This window comes from Streptomyces sp. NBC_01306, assembly GCF_026340465.1.
In the GTDB taxonomy this organism is placed as follows: domain Bacteria; phylum Actinomycetota; class Actinomycetes; order Streptomycetales; family Streptomycetaceae; genus Streptomyces.
This window is the reverse complement of sequence record NZ_JAPEPC010000001.1, coordinates 915,558-935,631: the sequence shown is the minus strand read 5'-3', so window position 1 is coordinate 935,631 and position 20,074 is coordinate 915,558. Positions and strand designations below refer to the sequence as shown.

Below are 20,074 nucleotides of genomic sequence, written 5' to 3'. Positions count from 1 at the left end.
TATTCTGACCCAAGGTAAAGCTCAGGTTAACGTTTTGGGTGGGTCCCCTGAAGCTTTGCCGTCACTGTGGTGCCGCTTTTGCGTCCGCGCTCAGTCGCGCACGCATGCCCTGGGGGGGAAATGCGGGTCCGGGTGTGCGTTTCGACGATGAGAAGAGGACGAGATTGATAGCCGCACTGATCCGCCATGCCGAAATAGGCAAGGGCAAGAACGTTCTTGTCCTGTTCCTGCTGCTGGCGAGCTACTTCGGCATGCTGGTCTCGGGCGCCCTCGGTCTCCTCTGGGCCTTCACTGCAACCCTGGTCCTCAGCTACGCGGCCGACTTCTACCTGCACCGCGCCGAACCCGACCTGATCCGCTTCCTCGGCAAGCTCAAGTGGGGCCTCAGCATCCGTGTCCTGACACGGGAACTCGGCGTGCTGGTGCTGCTGCGGGACACCGTCGGTGACGACCGCGACATCTTCACGGTGGTCTTCCTCGGCTTCGCGGCCGTGCACTCGCTGCGCCTGCTCTACACGTTCCTCTGCATGTTCATCAAGCGGCGCCGCGCCCTCCCGGTGCGCGTGCGCAACCTGGATCTCAGCGCCCTGAACATGCCAGAGCCGCCGCCCCCGATCGCTTTCAAGTCCTACGAGCGGAAGCTGCTCCACCTGGACAGTGCGGTCATCGCCGGCGCCATCGCCTCCCGTGCCACACATGTGATCGGCTTCAGCGTCCTCGGCGGCGCGCTGGCGGTGACCGTCGCTGTTCTCGGCATGGTGATCCTGCTGCCGACCATCAGGCAGTGCCGCCGGGTGCCCAGCCACGAGCGCACCTTCCGCATCCTGAACAAGCAGGTCGCCAAGTACCGCCCCGAGGTCGTCCTTTACTTCACCTACGCGGCCGGCGCGCGCGACTCCGCCTACCAGGTCAACATGTGGCTGGACACCCTCTCCCGGCTCGGCAGGCGGCCGTTGATCGTGCTCCGCGAGGTCACCACCCTGCGCTTCCTCGCGTACACCTCGCTGCCCGTCGTCTGCCTCCCGAAGGCCGATGACCTCAGCCTGCTGGAGCTGCCCGAGGTCCGGGTGATCCTCTATCCGGCGAACGCGGGCAAGAACGTCCACATGCTGCGGGTGGCGGAGGCCAAGCACGTCTTCATCGGACACGGCGACAGCGACAAGCTGGCCAGCAGCAACCGGGTGAGCAAGGTCTACGACGAGATATGGACGGCGGGCCAGGGCGGCGAGGAGCGCTACCAGCGGCTGCGCGGCACCATCCCCGGCTCCGCCCTCGTGCCGGTCGGCCGCCCGCAGCTCAGCGCGGTCGAGTCGGTCTCGGCCCGGCCGGGCGGCCGGATGACCACCGTGCTGTACGCGCCCACCTGGGAGGGGTGGACGGCCGACCCGTTCCACACCTCGCTCATCCTGATGGGCGAGAAGCTCATCAGGATGCTGCTGAACCAGCAGGAACCGGTCCGGATCCTCTACAAGCCGCACCCGTTGACGGGCAAGCGGTCGGCCGAGGCGACCCGGGTGCACCGGCGCATCGTGGCGCTCCTCGACGCCGACAACGCCAAGCGCGACCGCACCAAGGACGGCCGGAGTTCCCGCGCCTCGCAGGCGGACGGCGACAAGAAGCTGGCCGGCCTTGAGAGCCGGATGGCCCGGCTGAAGGCATGGACCGTGGTCGGGGTCTACGGCCTCTGGCACAAGGACAGGTCCGTGCTCGCCCGGCCGCCGAAGGAGACCTGGGAGGAGTTGCAGACCCAGTGGCACGAGACCTTCTGGGCCGCGGGCGGCGGTGAGCGCCACCAGGTGGTCACCGGGCAACTCCCGTCCCTCTACAGCTGTTTCAACGAAGCCGACATGCTGATCAGTGACATCTCCAGCGTCGTGTCCGACTTCGTGGCGAGCGAGAAGCCGTACGCGGTGTCGAACCCGTCCGACTCGGACCCCGAGCTCTTCAAGCAGCTGAACCCGGCGGCGTCCGCCGCGTACATCCTCGGCCCGTCCTGCGAGGAGCTGGCCGTCTGCGTCGACGCCGCACGCTCCGGCGGCCGGGACCGGCTGGCCGGTCACCGGGAGCACCTCAAGCGCTATCTGCTCGGCGACGGGGACTCCATGGTCCGCTTCAACGACGCGGTGAACCAGCTGTTCGCGCGGGGCATCGCGGAATTCCCGGCCGGGGACACCGCGGAGCCGATCCTCGCCAACCCGTTCACGCAGGGGGCCGCCGCGGTACCGGACCAGCTGCTGGAAAACACCGCGCCCATGCCGCAGCTGGGGTGGATCGGGCAGCAGCTCGGGCCCCAGGAATCGATGGAACAGTACTTCTGACCTGTGTTCCGGCCTGCGGGCGGTGACACGATCCGATGGAGGGTACGGCGATGTACGGGCAGGAGATGCCTCGCAGACGGATGTTCGTCACGGGCGATTCCACGGTGGTGACGCGCTCCGTCGACTACCTCCCGATGGCCGGCTGGGGGCAGACGCTCCCGCTGTTCCTCGGCCCGGCGGTGGAGGTCATCAACTGCGCGCGGGCGAAGGCGAGTTCCAGGAGCTTCTACGACCGGGGCCGCTTCCAGTGGATCCTCGAACGGGCCGCCCCCGGTGACTACGTGCTCATCAGCTTCGGCCAGGTCGACTGGGAGCCGGCGGACGGCCTGCACACCGAGCCCTTCGAGGCGTACCAGCAGTACTTGCGGCAGATGGTGCACCTCACCAGGGAGGCGCAGGCGCACCCCGTCCTCGTACTCACCCACGAGCGGCGCAAGTTCGACGCGTACGGCAATCTCCGGCGCTTCCTGCGCACCTACCCGATGGCCATGCGGGAGGTCGCGGAGGAGATGTCCGCACCGCTCGTCGACCTCTACGCCCAGAGCATGGCCTGGTGGGAGGAGCTCGGCAGCGACGCCGCCAAGGAGCTCTTCGCGCATCTGCGGCCCTACGAGAACCCCGTCGCCAATCTCAAGGGCGCCGACGACACCCACCTCCGCGCCGAGGCGGCGGTGGAGTGCGCGCGCTTCATCGCCCGCGCCCTGCGGGACCAGGGGCTCGTCCCCGCGTCCTGGGTGCACAGCCTCGACCGGTCGGACTTCACCACCGACGAGATGGGCTGGCTGGACACCGCGACGTTCGACCGGCTGACCAAGGAGCGAGTGGCACAGGTGCCGGACGCGGCGCGGATCGGAGCCGGGCGATGACCTTCCTGCTGGGCGTGGTCCGCATCCAGGAACCGGGCTTCCCGGACAGCGCGACCCAGGCGGCCGTGCACTGCGACGCGCACCCCATGACCTCCGTCGCTCCCGGGCAGACCGTCCGGATCGCCCTGACGGTCCAGGCGGGACCGGGCATCGGACATGCCTACGGCTACCTCGCCGAGGACTCCTTCGCCGGGGCCGCAGACGTGGTGGCGGTCCAGGGCGCCGAGTACTCCTCCCTCCTGCGGCACTACCGGTCCCGCGCCGAGAGCGGCGGTTCGGAGAGCGCCGTCCTGACCCTGCGGATCCGCCAGGACAGCACGGAGCACGTGCTGCGTCCGGCGGTCTCCGCCGCCATCCCCGGCCGGGACCCCCGCAGGCTGCTGCGCACCGAACCACTGGCCGACCTGGGGGTGCGGATCAGGGGCTTCTCCGCCCCCGGCCGCGCCCTGAACGTCTCCGAGCACGCCGCGTACGCGCCCGCGCTCGTCGACGTACGGGACGGCCTGCCGCAGGGCACGGCCGTGGTGGGACACAGCCAGCCGCGCTCCGGGCAGGTGACCGTCACCCACGACGGTGTGCTGGCCTTCCAGGCGGCTCCGGGCGCGGTGGGCTACGACCACTTCCAGTACGCCGTGCAGTCGCCGTCGGGGGAGCGGGCCGAGGGCCGGGTGGTCATCCACATCGGTGATCTCTCCGAAACCCCGGGGCTGCTGACCCCGCCCGGCTTCAACGGGGCCGGCACCACCGCGCACGCGCCGTGGACCCAGCCGAAGATCCACGGTCCGCTGCCCTGGCCGCACGAGGGCGCAGCCCTCCCCGGCTGACCCGCGCCCCCGCTCGCACCACCCCCGTACGCAATGAAGTCTGGTGATCAGCGTCGTGAACCCCGTGTCCCTCCACCCCAAGGAACAGCCCGACGTCAGCGTGATCGTCGACGTGGCCGACGCCGTCGGCCGGATCGGCGGCTGCCTCGAATCGGTGCTGGCCCAGGGCGATGACGGATTCCTGGTGGAGGTGCTGGTCCTCGACCGCGGCTCCCAGGACGGCACCCGCGAGACGCTCCAGCAGTGGGCGGCCCGGTACCCGGCGCTGAAGTGCTCCTCGTCGCCCACCGCGACGGACACTCCGGCACAGGCGCGCAACGCGGGCATCGAGCAGGCCACCGGCCGCCATCTCCTGTTCCTCAGCGGTACGGACCGGCTCGCCCCCGGCGCGCTGAAGAGCATGGTGCGGGCAGCCGACGAGAACGACGCCGACGTCGTCCTCGGCAAGGTGGCGGGCCTGGACGGGCAGAAGGTCGGCACGTCCATGTTCACCCGGAGCGTGGCCGACGCCGATGTCGCGGCCTCACGCGTGTACTGGTCGCTGAGCGCCGACAAGCTGTTCCGCCGCTCGCTGATCGACCGCTGCGGACTGCGCTTCCCCGAGGACTGGTCCCTCGGTGAGGACCAGGCGTTCACCGCGCTGGCCTATCTGTACGCGGACCGGATCTCGGTCGTCGCCGGCCAGGTCTGCGTCGAGCAGGCGCGCCGGGTCGCCGGGGTGAACACCTCGCGGTTCAGCGGTTCTCTCGCCGACCGGATGGCGCTCACCCGCCGGATGGTCTCCCTCGTCACGGAACGGGTCCAGCCGGGCCCCCTCAGGGACCAGCTGCTCGCCCGCCACTTCGAGCTGGAGCTCGGCAAGGCCACCGGGGCCGCCTATCTGGCTTGCGAGGATCCCGAGTTGCGCCGGGCCGCGCTCACCGAGTGCCGTGGGCTGCTCGAACTCCACGCGGGTCCCGAGGTGTTCCGGAAGCTGCCCCGGCCGCTCTCGGTACGCCTGGAGCTGATCCGCCGGGGCCTGTTCGCCGAGGCCGAGCGGATGATCGCGTTCGAGCAGGGCAAGGAGAAGGCCGCGCTGCTCGTGGAGGAGGGGCGCGCCTTCCGCCGGTACCCGTTCTTCCGGGACCCCGAACTGGGGCTGCCCGACGAGCAGTTCGAGATCACTCACACCTTGCGGGCCAAGCACCGGCTGACGAGGCTGAGCTGGTCGGGCACCGTGCTCAGTGTGCACGGCCACTGCTACATCGAGCAGCTGTCCACCCGCGATCCTGCCGTCCGCGTGGTGCTGCGCGAGCGGGCGAGCGGCGCCGAGTACCGCTTCCGCGTCTACTCCACGCCCACCCCCAAGCTGGACGCCGCCACCCGTGCCGACCGTGCGCAGGCCGGGTTCGAAGCGAGGCTCGACCTGTCGGCCGCCGACGGTTTCCAGCCCGTCGCCCCCGGGCTCTGGGACATGTTCCTGCACGTCTCCTACCAGGGAGCGGGCAAGGAGGTACGGCTCGGCGGGACCCGTGCGGACACGGTCACCGACCGGACGCGGCAGGGTGTCGTGGTCGGCCGGGCGGACGCGTCAGGGCTGGAGACGGTCTGCCACCTCTACGCCACGAAGGCCGGGAACCTCACCGCCGAGGTCTCCGCGAGGCGCCCGCTGCCGCAGTGACGGCGGGGCGCGGGTCTGTCACACGGGCTGTCACACGGGCTGTCACAGGGGTCTGCACACGGGCGGGGTCTGCCACACGGGTCCTTCACGCGGCTCCCTCAAGCCGGTCCTCCCCGCGGATCTCTCACACCCTGCCGCACGAGTGGATCGCCAGCATCCTGGCCCGCGAGCTGCCGGTAGCGAAGCCCACACAGAGCCGGGGGCCGCCCGTCAGCCTGACGGCGAGCCCTTCCGGCTCCCGGTAGGCGAGGTCCGCCGCCACGGTGATCCGTCGCGGAGCGGGGACCTGGCCACCCCGCAGGCCGACCGCGGTGACCCGGGCATTGCCCCCGGAAACGGCCGGGTTGGCGCCGGACGACGGTGTGTACGCGTTGCCCGCGAGCTGGTACACCCGGTCCCCGTACAGCACACACCCCTGGAACGTCTCGGCCGCACCCCGTCCCCGCTGGCGCACCGTGTGCAGCGGCTCGTAGCGGCCCGCGAGGAAGTCGGCCATGCCGTACACCGCGTACCACTGCTGCCGTCTCCCGTACGCCGGGACCGTCCAGTAGCTCACCATCACCCGCCGCGCGGTCATGTCGACACTGGGCTGGTTGGCCACTGAGCCGGGCACCGGGCGGTGGTGGCGCAGTCCGGGGTGGTCGCTGTCGAGCACAGCGCCGTCCCGGAACGCGAACCGGGTGATGGCCTGTCCGTACCCGGTCTCCGGGTGGGCCTGCGACTCCGTCCAGAGGAGCGCGCCGGACGCCGACGGCTCGACCCCGAGGGAGACACCGTGGCCGAACCCGCGCAGGAACATATGGCCGCGCGTCCGCCCGTCCGCGGACAGCCGCGTCACACAGAGATCGCCCCGCTTGTCCCGCTCCGCGCTCGACAGCCGGCGCGGCTCACCGGGCAGCCGCACACCGCCCTGGACCAGCTGCACCGCGTAGATGTCGCCCCGGCTGTCGTCGAAGGCGAACGACTGGGGCACCGTGGTCTGGTGCAGCGCGGTGGGGGTCAGGATCTGCGAGGGGTCCGCCGCCTCGAACGTGCCGTCCCCGTGCGCCCGTTGTTCCGCGTACCACCGGCCGCCGGCCAGGCCACCGGCCGCGGCCGCCGCCGAGACGCCCGCCCACAGCGCGGTCCTGCGTGAGTACTTCCGCTGCCGTTCCACGAACCGAATTGCTCCCCAGCGTCCGCCGACCGGCAGGTACTCGACTCCCCACCCCCACGAACCCGGGGAAAGGTCATTTTGTCACACCACGACCGCGGGCCCTCAACGGCGAGTGCCCGCCCCGGGACGACCGGGACGGGCACTCGCACGAAGGGGCTCCGGACTGCGGGAGCCCGCGGGTCAGGCCGGAACGCTCGCCACACCCTGCGCGAGGAACGGCTTGCCGTTCACCCGCTGCGACACACCCTCACGGTCCAGGTACGGCGTGATGCCGCCGAGGTGGAAGGGCCAGCCGGCGCCGGTGATCAGGCAGAGGTCGATGTCCTGGGCCTCGGCCACGACACCCTCGTTCAGCATCAGACCGATCTCCTGCGCCACCGCGTCCAGGACACGGTCCCGGGTCTGCTCGGCGGAGAGCACCGACGTGCCCTGCTTGAGGAGAGCGGCGACCTCCGGGTCCAGCTCGGGCGTGCCCGACTCGTAGACGTAGAAGCCGCGCTTGCCCGCCTTGACGACGGCGGCCAGGTTCTCCGAGACGGTGAAGCGCTCGGGGAAGGCGCGGTGCAGCGTCTCCGAGACATGCAGACCGATGGCCGGGCCGACCAGTTCGAGCAGGACCAGCGGGGACATCGGGAGACCGAGCGGCTCCACGGCCTTCTCGGCGACCTCGACGGGGGTGCCCTCGTCGATGACGTTCTGGATCTCGCCCATGAAGCGGGTGAGGATGCGGTTGACGACAAATGCCGGGGCGTCCTTCACCAGGACCGCGGTCTTCTTCAGCTTCCGCGCCACGCCGAACGCCGTGGCCAGCGAGGCGTCGTCGGTCTGCTCGCCGCGCACGATCTCCAGGAGCGGCAGGATCGCGACCGGGTTGAAGAAGTGGAAGCCGACGACCCGCTCGGGGTGCTTCAGCTTCGACGCCATCTCGGAGACCGACAGCGAGGAGGTGTTGGTGGCGAGGATCGCGTGCGCCGGGGCGACCGCCTCGACCTCCGCGAACACCTGCTGCTTGACGCCGATCTCCTCGAAGACCGCCTCGATGATGAAGTCGGCGTCCGCGAAGCCCTCGGCCTTGTCGAGCACACCGCTCACCAGAGCCTTGAGGCGGTTGGCCTTGTCCTGGTTGATACGGGACTTCAGCAGCAGCTTGTCGATCTCGGCGTGCACATAGCCCACACCCTTGTCGACGCGCTCCTGGTCGATGTCGGTGAGCACCACCGGCACTTCGAGGCGGCGCAGGAAGAGCAGCGCCAGCTGCGAGGCCATCAGACCGGCGCCGACGACGCCGACCTTGGTGACCGGGCGCGCCAGGTTCTTGTCCGGGGCGCCGGCCGGGCGCTTGGCACGCTTCTGGACCAGGTTGAACGCGTAGATCCCGCTGCGGAGTTCGCCGCCCATGATCAGGTCGGCCAGCGCCTGGTCCTCGGAGTCGAAGCCCCGGTCCAGGTCGCCGTCCTTGGCGGCGGCGATGATGTCCAGCGCGCGGTAGGCGGCCGGGGCCGCGCCGTGCACCTTCGAGTCGGCGATGGCCCGGCCGCGCGCGACCGCAGCGTCCCAGGCGTCGCCGCGGTCGATCTCCGGGCGTACGACCTCGATCTCGCCGCGCAGGACGGCGGAGGTCCAGATCAGCGACTGCTCCAGGAAGTCCGCGCCCTCGAAGATCGCGTCGGCGATCCCCAGCTCGTAGACCTGCTTGCCCTTCAACTGACGGTTCTGGTTCAGCGAGTTCTCGATGATGACCGAGACCGCGCGGTCCGCGCCGATCAGGTTGGGGAGCAGCGCGCAGCCGCCCCAGCCCGGTACCAGGCCGAGGAAGACCTCGGGGAGCGCGAAGGCGGGCAGCGACTTGGTCACCGTGCGGTACGCGCAGTGCAGACCGACCTCGACGCCACCGCCCATCGCGGCGCCGTTGTAGTACGCGAAGGTGGGGACGGCCAGCGTGGACAGCCGCTTGAAGACGTCGTGGCCGCCCTTGCCGATGGCGAGCGCGTCCGAGTGGTTCTTCAGCAGCTCGACGCCCTTGAGGTCGGCGCCGACCGCGAAGATGAACGGCTTGCCGGTGATTCCTACACCGACGACCGTGCCCTCGGCGGCCTCCTTCTCGACCTGATCGATGGCGGCGTCGAGGTTCGCCAGCGACTGCGGGCCGAAGGTGGTCGGCTTGGTGTGGTCCAGGCCGTTGTCGAGCGTGATCAGCGCGAACCTGCCCGCGCCGCCCGGCAGTTCGAGGTGGCGTACGTGCGCCTGTGTGACGACCTCGCCGGGGAACAGCTCGGCCGCGCCCTTCAGGAGATCGGAGGTGGTGGTGCTCACTTGGTGCCTCCGGCAGTGGTGTCGAAGTGAGGGTTCTCCCAGATGACCGAGGCACCCATGCCGAAGCCGACACACATCGTGGTCAGGCCGTAGCGGACCTGCGGCTGCTCCTCGAACTGCCGCGCCAGCTGCGTCATCAGACGCACACCGGACGAGGCGAGGGGGTGGCCGAAGGCGATGGCGCCGCCGTACTGGTTGACGCGCGCGTCGTCGTCGGCGATGCCGTAGTGCTCCAGGAACGCGAGCACCTGGACGGCGAAGGCCTCGTTGATCTCGAAGAGGCCGATGTCGTCGATGGAGAGACCCGCCTTGGCGAGGGCCTTCTCGGTCGACGGGATCGGGCCGTAGCCCATGACCTCCGGCTCGACGCCCGCGTACGCGTAGGACACCAGGCGCATCTTGACCGGCAGCCCGAGCTCGCGCGCGGTCTCCTCGGACGCGAGCAGCGAGGCGGTGGCGCCGTCGTTGAGCCCTGCGGCGTTGCCCGCGGTGACCCGGCCGTGCGCCCGGAACGGCGTCTTGAGGCCGGCGAGCGACTCCATGCTGGTGCCGGGACGCATCGGCTCGTCGGCGGTCGCCAGACCCCAGCCGGTCTCCCCGGCCTCCGGGTTGGTCCTGCGCACCGACACGGGCACCAGGTCCTGCTGGATCTTGCCGTTGGCGTACGCCTTGGCGGCCTTCTCCTGCGAGCGCACGGCGTACTCGTCCGTGCGCTGCTTGGTGATCGTGGGGTAGCGGTCGTGCAGGTTCTCCGCGGTCATGCCCATGAAGAGGGCGGACTCGTCGACCAGCTTCTCGGAGACGAACCGGGGGTTGGGGTCGACGCCCTCACCCATCGGGTGGCGTCCCATGTGCTCGACACCGCCCGCGAGGACGATGTCGTACGCGCCGAAGGCGATCGAGCCGGCGGTCGCCGTCACGGCGGTCATCGCGCCCGCGCACATGCGGTCGACGGAGAAGCCGGGCACCGACTGCGGCAGCCCGGCCAGAATGCCCGCGGTGCGCCCGAGGGTCAGGCCCTGGTCGCCGATCTGCGTGGTCGCCGCGATGGCCACCTCGTCGATCTTCGCGGGGTCCAGATCCGGGTTGCGGCGCAGCAGCTCCCGGATCGCCTTCACGACGAGATCGTCGGCGCGGGTCTCGTGGTAGATGCCCTTCGGGCCCGCCTTGCCGAACGGGGTGCGGACGCCGTCGACGAAGACGACGTCCCGGATGGTACGAGGCACGATGGCTCTCCTCCAGGGTGCGGGATGGCACTGCTGCTGCGGGCGCGCCGGAGCGCGCTGCACAAGGCCATGCTACCCACGGGTAACCATGCTGCCCAGTCCCTGGGCCGGGAGCGTCGTAGGTCACACGCCGGGCGGGCCCGCGAACGGGCCCGCCCGGCGTGCCCGGGTGCCGGTGCGCTCAGCCCGTACAGCTCACCGAAGCGTTCCCCCAGTCGCCGTGGTCGAGCCCGTTGCCGTCCCCGCCGTCCTTGACGACCAAATCCACCACCTGGGCGCCCGACACATCCGCGTCGAGCGCCACGGCCGCCTGCTTCCCCTTGAGTACCGGGGTGGTGGCGACCTGTTTCCCGTCGGCCAGCACCGTGAAGGTCACCGAGCCGCCGCCGTTCGTCTCGTCGTCCACCCCGGCCGACGCGGTGAACCGGGTGCAGGCCCCGCCCAGATAGGCGGTGATGTCGCTGTCGGCGTTCGTCCCGATGCCCTTCGCGTACGCAGTGCCCGCGACGGACATCGGTCTGCCGTCCCCTGCGGCCTCCTCGCCGTTGGAGGTGTCGCGCTCCACCGGACCCCATCCGTTGGTGGCGGTGAAGTCCAGGGCGGCGAGGTCGTGTTTCCCCGCCCCCGGCGCGGGCGGCGGCGACGCCACACTCACCGCGGCTGCCGCCGAGCCACGACCCGAGTACCGGGCCGCCGCCGACAGCACGGCCGACCACGGCTGCGAGCCCTCGGGAGCCGTGACCCGCCAGCTGCGCGTCACCGTCCGCCCGGCCCGTACGTCGCCGAGCGACTGTCGCAGCGCCGTGTCCGCCTTCCAGCCCTCGGGCAGCCGCAGCTCCAGCGCGGCGTCGCGCGCGGTCTTCGCGCGCGGCGTGAAGGAGGCGGTCACCGAACCCGAGCCACCGCGCCCGACGGTGTCCGGCGCGGTGATCCGTACATCCGCACTCGCCTTCGGGTCGTGGTTGACCGCGGCCGACCACCCCGGCGACGCGATGTCGCCGTACCGCAGCGGCGTCGTGTGGTTCCCGTACTGCTCAAGGGAGACCTTGCCGAGCCCGTCGCCCTCGGTGTCCTCACCGATGACGGCGATGGCGACCGTGTTGTGCCCGTCGGTGCGGAGCATCCCCGGCTGCACCGGGAAACTGGTCTGCGGCCCCAGGTCGTTGATGTAGAGGCCCACCATCCAGCCGTTGACGTACACCAGAGCCCGGTAGTTCTTCGCCTTGTCGTCGGAGAAGGTCAGCCCCATCGGGACGTCCTGGTCCTTCGGCAGCCGCAGGTCGAAGCCCGTGCGGTACCAGGAGACGCCCGGTGCGCCCTTGCGGGTGTCCGGCAGCGAGACGTCCGGCCACTCGGCGTCCGGGTAGCCGGGCAGGTGCATGCCCTGGCGTTCGCCATACAGACCACCGGTGTTGAGCGGGCCGCGCACCGGGTCGACCAGGTTCTCGCCGCCGAGTGCGCCCTGGATCCGCCAGCCGATCTGCCGCGCCGAGCCCACCAGACGTACCGATGTCAGACCGCGCGGCTGCTTGTGGCCGTCGTCCGCCGACCAGTCCTGCTCGTGCGCCATGTCGGCGGCCAGTACGGCGAGCACATTGTCCTCGCCGGGTTTCAGCGTGCCCGGCGGGACGGTGAAGGTATGCGTGGCGGAGTCCGAGCTGCCGAGGTAGTGGCCGTTGAGCCAGGCCAGATACGAACCGCCCTTCCCCGTACTGGCGTTGACCTGTACGGCGCTCTCCGTGCCGGTGGCCGAGAAGTGCCCCCGGTACCAGACGGAGCCCGCGTGGAAGCCGTAGCCGTCGGCCGCAAGCGCCTGCCCGCCGGCGGCCCGCCAGGCGGCGTCGTCGAAGCCGGGCTGCGCCTCCGGGGTCTCGCGCTGGAACTTCCACTTCCCGAGCGTCGGCAGGGTGACCGGCTTCGGCCCGGGGAGCGCGGCGCCTGTGGTGTTCAGTGCGCCCTTGGCGGGGTGCCCGTTCCAGCTCACGGCGGTGGCGGGGGCGCCGGTGATGACGTTCAGCTGGGACGCCTTGCCGGTGTCGCCCGTCAGCTTCAGCACGCCGTTCGCGTACGCACTGGTGCGCAGCAGTTCGGGACCGGCGGCCAGCACCGGGCCCTGCGGGGTGTCGAGCCGCCAGTAGGTGTCGGCGGTCGCGTCGTCGGCGAGCAGGAGCAGCAGCGGCGTCTTCGCACCGGGCGGGGTGATCAGCACCTGCGCGAGCCCGTCGTGCCGGTAGTCGAGACGCAGGTCGCCCGTGGCCGGGTCCCAGCTCTGCTTCACCGTCCCGCCGGTCACCTTGACGTCCGGCTTCGCGGCGTACCGCAGCACGGTCTCGCCGTCCTGGCTGTGCCGTCCGTACAGCAGCGCCACATCACGCTGTCCGAAGGTCCCGTGCGTCATCAGCTCCGACGTCGAGTACCGCAGCTGCTGGTGGTCCATGGCGTAGTCGGAGACCAGCAGCTTGGAGTCGCGCCCGTCGACGGTCAGCGCGGTCCCCGGCTCCTGCGGCACCGAGGGATAGCCGCCGAGCGCCAGATGCGTGGTGTCCTTCGCCTTGTCGTTGACGTCCTTGTGGCGTACGACGGTGATCGTCGTCCCGTCGTCGGGGTTGCGCCGGTCGCGGCGCTGCACCGCGGAGTTCTCCGGCGCGGCAGCCGTCAGCGGCTCGGTCTTCGTCATCGGTGCGAGCGACTGCACGAGGTAGCCCAGCCGTTTGTCGGTCAGGTACTTCTCGCCGAGCTGCCGGTCCTCCTGGATCGGCGCGCCGTAGTCGTACGAGCTGTAGACCGCGCTCGGTGAGGGCAGCCAGCCCCAGGAGGTGCCGCCGTACGCCATGTAGAAGTTCTGCATGGTGGCGCCGGAGGCGATGTTGTTCTCGTACGCGGCCTTTTCGAAGTCACCGTCGGTCAGCTGCCGGCACTTGTCGTAGCCGGGCCCGCCCCAGGGGTCGAACGAACCGCCCTGGAATTCGGCCAGAAATAGCGGTTGCCCAGCCGTCTTCGCACCGGAGAAATCGGGCAGTCCACTCCACTTGTCCGGACTTGAGCAGTTGAAGCCCTGGGGGTACGAATCGTGCCCGTCGATGTCCAGTTCCTTGGCGAAGACGCCGTTGTGGTTGCCGGTCAGCGGGACGGTGATGCCGTCGGTGCGCGCCTTGTCCGCCAGGTGCTGGATGTAGGCGTGGCCGTCGGGGGTGTCCTGGTAGTACTCGTTCTCGACCTGGTAGGCGATCACCGAGCCGGTGCCGTTGGTCAGCTGGTGCCTGGCGATGATGGGGTCGATCTTCGACAGCCACTCGTCGGCCGCCGCCAGATAGTCGGGCGCGGTCGTACGGGCCTTGCCCTTCTGCTGGGTGAGCCAGCCGGGGAAGCCGCCACCGTCCGTCTCCGCGTTGATGTACGGGCCGGGGCGGGCGATGACGTAGATGCCCGCTTCCTGGGCGATGTCGAGGAGCTTGTCGACGTCGCGGATCCCCTTGAAGTCGTAGACGCCGGGCTCGGGGGAGTGGAAGTCCCAGTCGAAGTAGATGGACGCGGCGTTGAAACCGCCCGCCTTCATCTTCTGCAGGACGTCGCGCCAGGCGTCGGGGCTGGGCAGCCGCCAGTAGTGGAACTCGCCGGACCAGATGTTCAGCGGTTTGCCGTCGATGGTCAGGGCGGTGTCGTTGTGCCCGACGGTGTGGGCGGTGGGGTGTGTGGCGGCCCTGGCTCCGGCGGGGTGTGCGGCGTCCCGTGCGGGCCGCTCCGCCCCCGCGGCCGGGGTGAGCGCACCGGCGCTGAGCGCCAGCACGGCGAGTGCGGCGGTGAGGGGGCGTCTCAACAGGTTCAATGGCGTGTGCATGTCATTCCTGCGCCTTCAGTCGCATGGGCATGCTGAAAGAATCTGATGCGACGCACAGCCTAAAGCTGTTGGTCCGTGTTGGATACGGTCCGGTCTTGGTGTTTTCCGGGTCTGCGGCGGGGCTGCCGCAGACCCGGGATGTCAGTTCTGGCCCGGCGGGTCCTGGACCGCGGCCGTCAGCAGCGGAGCGACCTGCTCGATCTGCCAGTTCCGGGCGCCGAGCTCGGCGAGCACGGCTGAGACCTTCTCCACCGTCCGCTCCCGCGGCGGCTCCCAGCACACCCGGCGCACGGTGTCGGGGGTCATCAGATTCTCCTGCGGCATGTTCAGCTCGTCGGCGAGGGCCGACACGGCCGCGCGCGCCGCGGAGAGCCGGGCGGCGGCCGCCGGGTCCTTGTCCGCCCAGGCGCGGGGCGGCGGCGGGCCGGCCACCTGCTGGCCCGGCTGCGGAAGCGCGGTGTCGGGGAGCGCCTTGGCCCGGTCGACGGCCGCCTGCCACTGCTCCAGCTGGCGCTTGCCCATGCGGTGGCCGAAACCGGGCAGCGCGGTGAGCTCCTGGAGATTCACCGGGAGGCCCAGGGCGGCCTCGACGATCGCACCGTCCCCGAGGACCTTCCCGGGGGAGACGTCCCGCCGCTGCGCCACCGCGTCGCGGGTGTTCCACAGCTCCCGTACCACCGCCATCTGACGGCGCCTGCGCACCTTGTGCATCCCGGACGTACGGCGCCAGGGGTCCTTGCGCGGCGGGGCGGGCGGTGCCGATGCGATGGCGTCGAACTCCTCCATCGCCCAGCCCAGCTTCCCCTGCCGGTCCAGCTCCTCCTCCAGGGCGTCCCGGAGATCGACCAGCAGCTCCACGTCGAGCGCGGCGTAGCGCAGCCACGGCTCGGGCAGCGGGCGGGTCGACCAGTCGACCGCCGAGTGGCCCTTCTCCAGCGTGAAGCCCAGCACGCTCTCGACCATCGCGCCGAGGCCGACCCGCGGGAAGCCGGCCAGTCGCCCGGCCAGCTCGGTGTCGAAGATCCGGGTGGGAATCATGCCTATTTCCCGCAGGCACGGGAGGTCCTGGGTCGCGGCGTGCAGCACCCACTCGGCGTCGGAGATGGCCGCGCCGAGCGAGGAGAGGTCGGGGCAGCCCACCGGATCGACGAGGGCGCTGCCCGCGCCCTCGCGGCGCAGCTGCACCAGATACGCGCGCTGTCCGTAGCGGTAGCCGGACGCGCGCTCGGCGTCGACGGCGACAGGCCCCGTCCCCGCGGCGAACGCCGCCACGACAGCGGCCAGTGCTTCATCGGTGGCAACCACCGGCGGAATGCCCTCGCGGGGCTCCAGCAAGGGGATCGGCGCCTGTTCGACGTCGTCCGGGGGAGCGCCCCCAGTGGTTCGCAGTGCTGTCTCTGCTGCGGTCTCTTGAGCGTCGGTCACCCGTCAAGGGTATCGGTGAACGCACAGCACCCGCCGACGTAACGCTGCGTCGGCGGGTGCTGAGGGGGCTGAAACCAGTCAGTGCCGTGTCGTGGCCGGCCCTGTCGGACGGGTCACGTCAGTGGATGATTCCGGTACGGAGTGCCACCGCGACCATCCCGGCCCGGTCACCCGTGCCGAGCTTGCGCGCGATGCGGGCGAGGTGGCTCTTGACGGTCAGGGCCGAGAGCCCCATGGAGACGCCGATGGCCTTGTTGGACTGGCCTTCGGCGACCAGCCGCAGCACTTCGACCTCACGGCCGGAGAGCTCGCGGTAGCCGCCCGGGTGGCTCGGGGTGCCCGGGGGGCGGCGCTGCATCCGGGCGGCGCCGATGGGTGCGGCGCCGGGCCGGGTCGGGTGGCCGATGTTGTTGCGGGTGCCGGTGACGACATAGCCCTTGACGCCGCCCGCGAGGGCGTTGCGCACGGCGCCGATGTCGTCGGCGGCGGAGAGGGCCAGACCGTTGGGCCAGCCTGCGGCCCGGGTCTCGGACAGCAGGGTCAGCCCGGAACCGTCGGGCAGGTGGACGTCGGCCACGCAGATGTCACGTGGTTTGCCGACGCGGGGACGCGCCTCCGCGATGGACGACGCCTCGATGACGTCACGTACTCCAAGGGCCCACAGATGGCGGGTGACGGTGGAGCGGACGCGTGGGTCGGCCACGACGACCATGGCCGTCGGCTTGTTCGGGCGGTAGGCGACCAGGCTTGCGGGCTGCTCAAGGAGAACGGACACCAGGCCTCCTGGGAAGGTGCGGAACGAACGCCGGCCGGGGGAAGAGCCGGGGCGAACCGTGCTTGAAGGGTCACAGACTTCTTCGGCAGCAAACCCGCCCGCCTTTAGAGAATGATCACGATTTAGTGAGTAACAATTCGGGCAAATCGGATGCCTGACCGATCGTTCGAAAGATGCCCGTGTTTGCGAAGATGCTGTTCGTGCCGTCGGCGCGTCAGCCAGTGGGTCCGTCGAATGCGCCGGCCGGGGCTCCGGGTGGTGCGCCGGCCGGCAGCTGCGCCAGCGCACGAGCCCGTCAGCGCATGGAGCGCGTCAGTGCGCGCGGGGCCCGCGCCGCTGCGGCAGCGAGACCACACCGGCGTCCGGCGGCCCGACCGGCGGCAGCCCGGCGATCTGGCAGAGCAGATCGCACCAGGCCGCCAGATGTGCCCCGGTGTCCGGCACTCCGCTCAGACCCTCGCGCGGGGTCCAGGACGCCCGGATCTCGATCTGGGTCGCGGGTTTGCGCTCCGAGAGCCCGCCGAAGTAGTGCGACCCGGCGCGGGTGACCGTGCCGCTGGCCTCCCCGTACGACAGTCCGCGCCCCTGGAGGGCGCCCGTCAGCCACGACCAGCAGACCTCGGGCAGCAGCGGGTCGGCGGCCATCTCGGGCTCCAGCTCCGCGCGCACGAGTGTCACCAGACGGAAGGATCCCTGCCAGGCGTCATGGCCGGCGGGGTCGTGGAGCAGGACGAGCCTGCCGTCCGCCAGGTCGTTGTCGTTCTCGACGACCGCCGCCTCCAGGGCGTAGGCGTACGGGGCGAGCTTGCGCGGCGGCTTCGTCGGGTCGATCTCCATCTCCGGCCGCAGACGGGCTGACTGCAAGGCGTCGACCGCCTCCCTGAACGCGGGCGGGACGGAGTCCGTCTCCGCGCTGGTCATACCGTCAGCGCCATCTGAAAATCGTCCCTGAGCCGCAGCCATGCCGGGAAGACTAGGCGGAACGAGGCAGTTGCGGGGGGAAGGACACCCGGCCCGGGGCATCCGCTTCCCCCGCACATGCGAAACTTCTCGGCGTGAGTGCCAACGACCGCCCCATGGGCGCCCAGAACCCGACAGCCGACTCCGCCTTCCTCAAGGCGTGCAGGCGAGAGCCGGTGCCGCACACCCCTGTCTGGTTCATGCGGCAGGCCGGACGCTCACTCCCCGAGTACCTGAAGGCGCGGGAGGGGATCGCCATGCTCGACTCGTGCATGCGGCCCGACCTGGCCACCGAGATCACCCTCCAGCCGGTCCGCCGCCACAAGGTGGACGCGGCGGTCTACTTCAGCGACATCGTCGTGCCGCTCAAGGCCATCGGGATCGACCTCGACATCAAGCCGGGTGTCGGGCCGGTGATCGCCAGCCCGATCCGCACCCGCGCCGACCTGGCCCGGCTGCGCGATCTGGAGCCCGCCGACGTCTGGTACGTCACCGAGGCGATGGGCATGCTCACCGCCGAGCTGGGACAGACACCGCTCATCGGGTTCGCCGGTGCGCCCTTCACGCTCGCCAGCTACCTCGTGGAGGGCGGTCCGTCCCGCAACCACGAGCACACCAAGGCGATGATGTACGGCGACCCGGAGCTCTGGGCCGACCTGCTCGACCGCCTCGCCGGGATCACCGCCGCCTTCCTCCGGATCCAGATTGAGGCGGGCGCCAGCGCAGTCCAGCTCTTCGACTCCTGGGTGGGCGCCCTCGCCCCGGCCGACTACCGGCACTCGGTGCTGCCGGCTTCGGCGAAGGTCCTGGACGCGGTGGCGCCGTACGGGGTGCCGCGCATCCACTTCGGTGTCGGCACCGGTGAGCTGCTCGGGCTGATGGGCGAGGCCGGTGCGGACGTCGTCGGCGTCGACTGGCGGGTGCCGCTGGACGAGGCGGCCCGGCGGGTCGGCCCCGGCAAGGCGCTCCAGGGGAACCTCGACCCGGCCGTCCTCTTCTCCACCCGGGAGGCGGTCGAGGCCAAGACCGACGAGGTGCTGGCCGCGGCGGCGGGGCTCGAAGGCCATGTCTTCAACCTCGGCCACGGCGTCCCGCCCAACACCGACCCCGACGCGCTGACCCGGCTCGTGGAGTACGTCCACACCCGCACGGCCCGCTGAACCGTCCCGCCCTCGGTGCGCGGGACGGTCCACAGGCCGACCCGCGCACCGGGAGCGCACACCGCACCGCTACCCGCCCGCCCGGCGCACCGCTGTGACCGCCTTCCGCGCGGCGACCAGCACCGGGTCCCAGACCGGTGAGAACGGCGGCGCGTACCCCAGGTCCAGCGAGACCATCTGCTCCACCGTCATGCCCGCGGTGAGGGCGACGGCGGCGATGTCCACCCGCTTCGCCGCGCCCTCCCGCCCCACGATCTGCGTGCCGAGCAGCCGCCCGGTCCGCAGCTCGGCGAGCATCTTCACCGTCATCAGGGCCGCGCCCGGGTAGTAACCGGCGCTGTTGGTCGACTCGATGGTCGCCGTGACGTACCGCAGCCCGGCCGCGTGCGCGTCCTTCTCGCGCAGCCCGGTCCTGGCGATCTCCAGATCGCAGACCTTGCTCACCGCGGTGCCGACGACACCGGGGAACGTGCCGTATCCACCGCCCGCGTTGGCGCCGATGATCTGGCCGTGCTTGTTCGCGTGTGTGCCGAGCGGGATGTGCCGGTCCCGGCCGGAGACCAGGTCGAGGACTTCGACGCAGTCGCCGCCCGCCCAGATGTTCCGGTGGCCGCGCACCCGCATCGACAGATCGGTCAGCAGCCCGCCGTACTCGCCCAGCGGCAGCCCCGCGGCGGCCGCGAGGCCGGTCTGCGGCTCCACGCCGATCCCCAGGACCACTACGTCAGCCGGGTATTCGGCGGCGTCCGTCGCGACGGCGCTGGCCCGTCCCCGCTCGTCCGTGCGGACCGCGGTGACCTCCGCGCCGGTCACCGTGGTGATGCCCATGCCGTCCATCGCGTCGTGGACCAGCTTCCCCATGTCCGGGTCGAGCGTGGACATCGGCTGGGCGCCGCGGGTCAGGACCGTCACCTCGTACCCGCGGTGCAGCAGCGCCTCCGCCATCTCGACGCCGATGTAACCGGCACCGACGATCACCGCGCGGCGGCCGGACGCCGTCCGCAGCGAGTCGATCAGGGCCTGGCCGTCGTCCAGCGTCTGCACGCCGTGCACGCCCGGCGCGTCGATGCCGGGCAGCTCGGGGCGTACCGGACGCGCGCCCGTGGCGATGACGAGCTTGTCGTACGCAGTCCAGCCGGCCGCCCCCGATTCCAGGTCGCGGGCGTGCACCCGCTGCCCGGCGACGTCGATCTCCGTCACCTCGGTCCGCATCCGGAGGTCGATCGACCGTGCCCGGTGCTCTTCGGGGGTGCGGGCGACGAGGTCGTCGCGCTCGCCGACCTCGCCGCCCACCCAGTAGGGGATGCCGCACGCCGAGAACGAGGTGAAGTGGCCGCGTTCGAAGGCGGTGATCTCCAGCTCATCCGGACCCCTGAGCCTGCGGGCCTGGGACGCTGCGGACATGCCCGCCGCGTCCCCGCCGATGACCACCAGTCGCTCCGCTGCCATTGCGCGTACCTCCGTGGTTGTTACCGCTGTTGCCGCTTTCCGTGCGGGCGCTTCCCGCTCCGTCGCCCTCTGGGAAGGTACGTGTGCGGACCCCGGAACATTCC

13 protein-coding genes are annotated in these 20,074 nt (G+C 70.9%); 5 read left to right on the top strand and 8 right to left on the bottom strand.

Features of this window, described 5'->3' with window-relative positions; translation table 11 throughout:
* Positions 1–164 precede the first annotated feature (164 nt).
* From OG385_RS04085 to OG385_RS04070, 4 genes are read left to right on the top strand one after another with little or no spacing between them, the layout of a single operon-like run.
* Positions 165–2,318 (top strand): hypothetical protein, encoded by a 2,154-nt coding sequence (locus OG385_RS04085; RefSeq protein ID WP_266851908.1) that lies wholly within the window; start codon positions 165–167, stop codon positions 2,316–2,318.
* Between the two features lie 50 nt (positions 2,319–2,368).
* Positions 2,369–3,184 carry a rhamnogalacturonan acetylesterase gene (locus OG385_RS04080; RefSeq protein WP_266851906.1) on the top strand — a complete coding sequence of 272 codons (816 nt, stop codon included), beginning with the start codon at positions 2,369–2,371 and terminating at the stop codon, positions 3,182–3,184.
* On the top strand, positions 3,181–4,008 hold the full coding sequence (locus OG385_RS04075) for an Ig-like domain-containing protein (protein ID WP_266851904.1): 828 nt from the start codon (positions 3,181–3,183) through the stop codon (positions 4,006–4,008). Before OG385_RS04080 ends, OG385_RS04075 begins: the two co-directional genes overlap by 4 nt.
* Positions 4,009–4,051: 43 nt before the next feature.
* A complete protein-coding gene (locus OG385_RS04070; RefSeq protein WP_266851903.1) occupies positions 4,052–5,668 on the top strand; it encodes a glycosyltransferase family A protein in 1,617 nt (538 codons plus the stop codon).
* A gap of 124 nt (positions 5,669–5,792) precedes the next feature.
* On the opposite strand, the gene OG385_RS04065 is transcribed toward OG385_RS04070, so the two are convergent.
* From OG385_RS04065 to OG385_RS04035, 7 genes are all read right to left on the bottom strand, one after another.
* Entirely contained in the window at positions 5,793–6,824 is a 1,032-nt protein-coding gene (locus OG385_RS04065; RefSeq protein WP_266851901.1) for a signaling protein, read from the bottom strand.
* Between the two features lie 180 nt (positions 6,825–7,004).
* Entirely contained in the window at positions 7,005–9,137 is a 2,133-nt protein-coding gene (locus OG385_RS04060; protein ID WP_266851899.1) for a 3-hydroxyacyl-CoA dehydrogenase NAD-binding domain-containing protein, read from the bottom strand.
* Positions 9,134–10,363, bottom strand: a complete 1,230-nt coding sequence (locus OG385_RS04055) for an acetyl-CoA C-acyltransferase (RefSeq protein ID WP_266851897.1) — start codon at positions 10,361–10,363, stop codon at positions 9,134–9,136. The genes OG385_RS04060 and OG385_RS04055 overlap by 4 nt, the downstream gene beginning before the upstream one ends.
* A 181-nt stretch (positions 10,364–10,544) precedes the next feature.
* Positions 10,545–14,201 carry a beta-galactosidase gene (locus OG385_RS04050; protein WP_266851896.1) on the bottom strand — a complete coding sequence of 1,219 codons (3,657 nt, stop codon included), beginning with the start codon at positions 14,199–14,201 and terminating at the stop codon, positions 10,545–10,547.
* Positions 14,202–14,342: 141 nt separating this feature from the next.
* Positions 14,343–15,626, bottom strand: a complete 1,284-nt coding sequence (locus tag OG385_RS04045) for a ribonuclease D (RefSeq protein ID WP_266851894.1) — start codon at positions 15,624–15,626, stop codon at positions 14,343–14,345.
* Positions 15,627–15,744: 118 nt separating this feature from the next.
* Positions 15,745–16,401 (bottom strand): response regulator transcription factor, encoded by a 657-nt coding sequence (locus OG385_RS04040; protein WP_164259399.1) that lies wholly within the window; start codon positions 16,399–16,401, stop codon positions 15,745–15,747.
* Between the two features lie 312 nt (positions 16,402–16,713).
* Complete coding sequence (locus OG385_RS04035; protein WP_266851891.1) at positions 16,714–17,364, bottom strand: DUF3000 domain-containing protein; 651 nt, start codon at positions 17,362–17,364, stop codon at positions 16,714–16,716.
* A gap of 92 nt (positions 17,365–17,456) precedes the next feature.
* On the opposite strand from OG385_RS04035, the gene hemE reads away from it, so the two are divergent.
* Positions 17,457–18,521, top strand: a complete 1,065-nt coding sequence (gene hemE, locus OG385_RS04030; protein WP_266851889.1) for a uroporphyrinogen decarboxylase — start codon at positions 17,457–17,459, stop codon at positions 18,519–18,521.
* A gap of 69 nt (positions 18,522–18,590) precedes the next feature.
* On the opposite strand, the gene OG385_RS04025 is transcribed toward hemE, so the two are convergent.
* On the bottom strand, positions 18,591–19,970 hold the full coding sequence (locus OG385_RS04025) for an FAD-dependent oxidoreductase (protein ID WP_266851887.1): 1,380 nt from the start codon (positions 19,968–19,970) through the stop codon (positions 18,591–18,593).
* Positions 19,971–20,074: the final 104 nt, after the last annotated feature.